This window comes from Kocuria rhizophila (assembly GCF_003667225.1).
GTDB lineage: Bacteria > Actinomycetota > Actinomycetes > Actinomycetales > Micrococcaceae > Kocuria > Kocuria rhizophila.
This window is the reverse complement of record NZ_RCOM01000148.1, coordinates 1-2,227: the sequence shown is the minus strand read 5'-3', so window position 1 is coordinate 2,227 and position 2,227 is coordinate 1. Positions and strand designations below refer to the sequence as shown.

Annotated in this window: 1 protein-coding gene and 1 rRNA gene; one reads left to right on the top strand and one right to left on the bottom strand. The window is 66.0% G+C overall.

The genetic code is table 11. From position 1 onward, the window contains the following. Positions 1 to 338: 338 nt before the first annotated feature. Positions 339 to 1,550: a dicarboxylate/amino acid:cation symporter gene (locus tag D9R02_RS11700; protein ID WP_070636573.1), complete on the top strand. Its 1,212-nt coding sequence runs from the start codon at positions 339 to 341 to the stop codon at positions 1,548 to 1,550. 559 nt (positions 1,551 to 2,109) lie between these two features. Here D9R02_RS11700 and rrf read toward each other — a convergent pair. Further along, positions 2,110 to 2,226, bottom strand: a 5S ribosomal RNA gene (gene rrf, locus D9R02_RS11695). Between the last annotated feature and the right edge of the window lies 1 nt (position 2,227).

The window sequence follows — 2,227 nt, the reverse complement described above, 5'->3', positions numbered from 1 at the left end:
CCCCACCGTCGCGGGATGCGGGACCCCCACGCCATCCACCGCGTGGTCCGCCGCGGTCCTCGCGGCCGCGCCAGCCGCCGCGCTCACCCTCGTCCCGCCGACGATCCGAGTGATCGCGGGAACCGTGCTGATCAGATGCGCTCAAGGGGTGTCTCCTACTGCGGCCTCAGGCCTTGGTGTTCAGGTCATCGACGGGCGATGTCCACTGGTCTGCTGAGCATTCTACAAACGGTCACCGACCGCCTCACAATGCCCTGGGCCCGTCCACGCCCTTCACCGCAGCGCCACGCGAGGACCCTGGTGCAGGGGCGGTGGCCAGGTTCCGTTGATAATGGAGCATGCGCTTGAGATCTCTCTCCCAGAACTTGCTCGTCCGTGTTGTCGCAGCCATTGTCCTCGGCAGTGCACTCGGAGCAGTCATGCCCGAGTGGCTCGCTCGAGTGTTCATGACGTTCAACGGTATCTTCAGCCAGTTCCTGGGCTTCCTGATCCCCCTCATCATCGTGGGTCTCGTCACCCCGGCCATCGCCGAGCTGGGGCGGGGCGCCGGCAAATGGCTCGCGGTCACCGCAGCGGTTGCCTACGGCTCCACCGTCTTCGCGGGGCTGCTGGCGTTCCTCGTGGCCCAGAGCAGCTACCCCTGGCTGCTGGGCGGAACACAGTCGATCGACGGGCTCGAGAATCCGGAGGAGCACGCGCTCAGCGGCTACTTCGAGATCGCCATGCCACCGGTGTTCGACGTCATGACTGCCCTCGTCCTGGCCTTCTGCCTGGGTGTGGGGATCACGTTCGTGCGGGGAACCACCCTGCACTCCGGCTTCGCGGAACTGCGCACCATCGTCATGCGCGTGGTGGAGAAGGTCATCATCCCTCTGCTCCCGCTCTACATCTTCGGGATGTTCCTGAGCCTGACCATGAACGGCCAGATCGCGCTGGTGATCTCCACGTTCCTGCGCGTCGTCGTGCTGGCGTTCATCATGACCATCGTGATCCTGCTCATCCAGTACGGGATCGCGGGAGTGGTGGCCAGGCGCAACCCGCTGGTCATGCTCAAGAACATGCTGCCGGCGTACGCAACCGCCCTGGGCACGGCGTCGTCGGCCGCGACCATCCCGGTGACCCTGGCGTGCGCCCGCCGCAACGGCGTCGACGAGCGCGTGGCCGGCTTCACGATCCCCCTGTGCGCCACGATCCACCTCTCGGGATCCACCCTGAAGATCGTGCTGTTCTCCACGGCGATCATGACGATCTCCGGCATGCCCATCGACACGTGGCAGTACATCGGGTTCATCTTCCTGCTGGGCGTAACCATGGTCGCGGCACCGGGCGTGCCCGGCGGCGCCATCATGGCGGCCGTGGCGATCCTGCAGTCGCAGCTCGGCTTCGACGAGACCGCTGTGGGGCTGATGATCGCCACGTACGTTGCCATCGACTCCTTCGGGACCGCATGCAACGTGACCGGTGACGGCGCCATCGCCGCCGTTATGGACAAGCTCTTGCGCGGGAAGAACGGGCGACTGCGCAACGCGCCCAGCGCCACGGTTCGCTGAAGAACAACCAGCAAACCGTCCAGGGGCGCGCCGTGCGAACACGGTGCGCCCCTGGCATGTGTATGGTCCGCGAGCAACTGAGGGGCATGGGTTCCATGAGCTCCCCGGCGTGGAGACTGTCCAGACCCATCTTCCTTGGTTAATGGGCCTCTCAACGGGCCAGGCACGGGTAGTCCCTGCCGCAGTGAACCAGAGGGCCGCTGCGCGCACAGACACCGGCCAGTAACAGGGGCGACATGCGTGCCGCGCCCGAGGCGCAGGACTGACCCGCGCATCGTACACAGGACTGGCGCGGGCAGCGTACGCAGGGCCGGCGCGCGCACCGAACACAAGGCCGGCCGGACACCGGCACAGGGAAGGCCGGACACCGGACACCGGACACCGGGAAGGCTGTGAGCCCGTACACCGGGCAAATCGACACGAAGCTGAACCAGCTGCCCGCCCTGTGCCCCGGAGGCAGACCGCGCATTCCGAAAAGCGCTGTTAAATGTGGGGAGGCCCCACCTGGTCCACTCGGTGTGAGTGGTCCTGGTGGGGCCTCGACCCTTTTCTACGTTGATTCCGGCGGTGACTTACTCTCCCACACCCTACCGAGTGCAGTACCATCAGCGCTGTGGGTCTTAGCTACCGGGTTCGGGATGGGACCGGGCGTTTCCCCCACGCTATAACCACCGGAA